The organism is Methylobacter sp. (genome assembly GCF_023227905.1).
GTDB lineage: Bacteria > Pseudomonadota > Gammaproteobacteria > Methylococcales > Methylomonadaceae > Methylobacter_A.
This window is the reverse complement of record NZ_JALOCF010000120.1, coordinates 1-2906: the sequence shown is the minus strand read 5'-3', so window position 1 is coordinate 2906 and position 2906 is coordinate 1. Positions and strand designations below refer to the sequence as shown.

At 46.9% G+C, this 2906-nt stretch carries 4 protein-coding genes; all 4 read right to left on the bottom strand.

Annotated features, from left to right (window positions below):
- A partial coding sequence (locus M0R47_RS21590) for a hypothetical protein (RefSeq protein WP_292558420.1) occupies positions 1–389 on the bottom strand: 389 nt, incomplete at its 3' end.
- Between the two features lie 192 nt (positions 390–581).
- The gene (locus M0R47_RS21585; RefSeq protein WP_292558419.1) at positions 582–1232 is read right to left on the bottom strand and encodes a 50S ribosomal protein L25; all 651 of its coding nucleotides are present in this window, start codon (positions 1230–1232) and stop codon (positions 582–584) included.
- Positions 1233–1292: 60 nt separating this feature from the next.
- Complete coding sequence (locus M0R47_RS21580; RefSeq protein WP_292558418.1) at positions 1293–1613, bottom strand: hypothetical protein; 321 nt, start codon at positions 1611–1613, stop codon at positions 1293–1295.
- Positions 1614–1733: 120 nt separating this feature from the next.
- Positions 1734–2906, bottom strand: a 1173-nt coding sequence (locus M0R47_RS21575) for a toprim domain-containing protein (protein ID WP_292558417.1), incomplete at its 5' end; no start/stop codon positions are given.

Sequence of the window (2906 nt, the reverse complement as noted above, 5' to 3'; positions counted from 1 at the left end):
TCTTTTGATACCCTTAATTCATCTTCCGTCAAAACGGTGGAAAATTTCTCACCAAAAACCTTCTCAGCGGACATCTTTTCGCAAATTTCCGCATACGACTTCAATCCAGGTACCTGTCCATCGAGTACCGCATACAAATAATGCCTCCCCAAGGTATGATACTCCTTTTTCTCCACGTCGACATAGTTGATCTCCTGATTCAGAAAACCGGTCGGATCGGTTTCCGGCGACACGTTTTCCGGCTGTTTTTCTTGAATAGAAGCCTCATCTGTTTTTATTTTTCCTTTCGATTGTTGATCCGTAGTGGCATGGTATGACCAAAGAGCTTCACTGCTCACTGTTTTGGAAGATGCTTCAGGAACTTCATTTTCACTCTGTGTAGACTTCATACGAACTTTATATATGAGTAAATACTCTCAATAGCTCTTTGGATTCTCATACCTCAAAAAACACCTAAGAATTCAAACTATCATGTATCTCTATGATAGCGCCGTCAAGAGCACACGTCAAACATATACGACAAAAGCCTCCATATTGCTCTAATAGGAGGCTTTTGAATATACGAAAGGTATGATACGAAACTATTTCGACTCAGCTTTGTCTTCTTTGACAACGCTTTCGACTTTGGTTACATCGGCCTCAGCTTTCACATCAAGCTCTGCTATTTGAGCGGCTGTTCGAGGAGGTGTCACACCGGCAATAATCATATCCGGTTCGCTGAGCATCTTCACTTTCGACGAAATCTTCAAATCACTTACCTTGATATGATCATCAAAGGTTGCCAGTGCCGAGATATCCACCGTAATATCATGAGGAAGATCAGCAGGTAAACAACTCACCAACACCTCATCCGTATTCTTCAGAAGCATACCACCCAATGATTTAACCGCATCGGATTCACCGACGAATGTAAGAGGGATATGAGCTTCGATTTCTTCATCCATACGAACTTGTAAGAGATCGGCGTGTGTCACATTACCGGAAAGCGGATCAAGCTGCGTATCCTGAATCAGGACATTGACATTCTTTTCTCCCTCGACGGACAATTCCACGATAGCGCTCTCTCCGGCAGCACGATACGTTTTCATAAAATCGAAAAAGGCTACCCATAAATTACGCGGGGCGATATTGTGACCATACACGACGACCGGGAGTTGCCCGACAGTCCGCGTTGCGCGCATTTCTTTTCCCGTCACATCACGCGTTGTTGCTTTCAGTATCACTTTTGACATACATTTTCTCATTACAGGGAAACCGTACTCGACATCCCTTTCAATTAATCTCAGTTGCTTTTATATAAATTCCTTTACTCCACCACTAAATCCCTTCAGAAAAGTATGCATATCAAGCACTTGATCGCTCGATATAGCGTCGTCGCCGAACAAGCTTCGCACCTCATTGCCTTCCAGATCAGTCAAAATACCCATACTCACTACGCCAAACTGCGTTGTAGAAACAAACACCATAGTCGAAACCCCGCACGAAGCACAGGTCAGATGAAGCGTTGTCTGTCCTTCCTGCTCCTCCAAAACGAGCGCTTTGACCGGCTCATACTTGTGATTGCATACCGAGCAACGCATCAGTGGCTTGAGGTTTTCCAGAGAAGTTTTCATATAGCGTATGATAACCCGAGCAATGACAAAAAGCAAGGCTTTTCGGGCTTTAAGAGCTTTTATTAAGGTAGCACGAATAGGGTCTTCGCGTCAAGGAAATGCACCGATAGAGGCACATTTTTATACATCCAGGTTCTTCACCGTCTTGGCATGGGTCTGGATAAATCGTCGTCGCGGTTCAACATCGCTTCCCATCAGGACATCGAAAATACGGTCAGCTTCTTCAGCATCCTCGATGGTCACCTGAAGCATTACGCGGTTTTCCGGGTTCATCGTGGTTTCCCACAACTGTTCCGGGTTCATTTCTCCCAAACCTTTGTAGCGCTGGATATTGATTCCTGCTACTTTTTCCTCACCAGATGTGGCGCCTTCGCCATCGTCATCAGCATCCATTCCTTCTTCTCCTTCCTGGGCAACCTTTGAAGCGGCCTGTGCCTTGGTTTTTTTATCAGCACGCACCACTGCCTTGGCTTCGGCGATTTTTTTCATATCTTCCACGATGCGCAATTTCTCATCATCATTGTACGCGTAGCGGATATCCTTGCCCTTCTGCAAACGATAGAGTGGCGGCTGAGCGATATAAATATGCCCGCCCGTCACCAATGGCTCATAGTAACGGTAGAAAAAAGTCAGAAGCAACGTACGGATATGTGATCCGTCGACGTCGGCATCGGCCATCAGAATCACCTTATTATACCGCAGTTTGGTGATATCGAACGTATCGCCGATACCCACTCCAAGCGCGATGATAATCGGCTTGAGCGTATCGGATTTCACGACCTTATCCAAACTGGTTTTCTCAACATTGACCAATTTTCCGCGGAGCGGCAAGATAGCCTGAAACATACGGTCTCGCCCTTGTTTGGCGCTGCCGCCTGCCGAGTCTCCCTCTACAATATAGACTTCCGACTTGGAAGCATCACGAGTGGTGCAATCTGCAAGCTTTCCCGGAAGCGTCATGCCATCCAAAGCGCCCTTGCGGAGCACCGCGTCCTTGGCGGCACGGGCTGCCAATCGGGCGCGCGCGGTCAGCATACACTTCTCAATGATGCCGCGAGCATCCTGAGGGTGGGTTTCAAAAAAATCCACCAGCCCTTCGGCTGTCGCCGACGATACTGCGCCACGCACTTCGGTGTTATTGAGCTTTGCTTTGGTCTGTCCTTCAAATTGCGGATCAGGAAGTTTGACGCTCACCACTGCTGTCAAACCTTCTAGAACATCGTCAGATGAAAAGCTGCCGTCCTTTTCCTTGAGGATACCGTTCTTTTTCGCGTAATCATTGATAACGCGTGT

Excerpts from the sequence above, each read along its gene's own strand:
- M0R47_RS21585 (WP_292558419.1), bottom strand. The coding sequence starts at position 1,232 with ATGTCAAAAGTGATACTGAAAGCAACAACGCGTGATGTGACGGGAAAA.
- M0R47_RS21580 (WP_292558418.1), bottom strand. The coding sequence starts at position 1,613 with ATGAAAACTTCTCTGGAAAACCTCAAGCCACTGATGCGTTGCTCGGTA.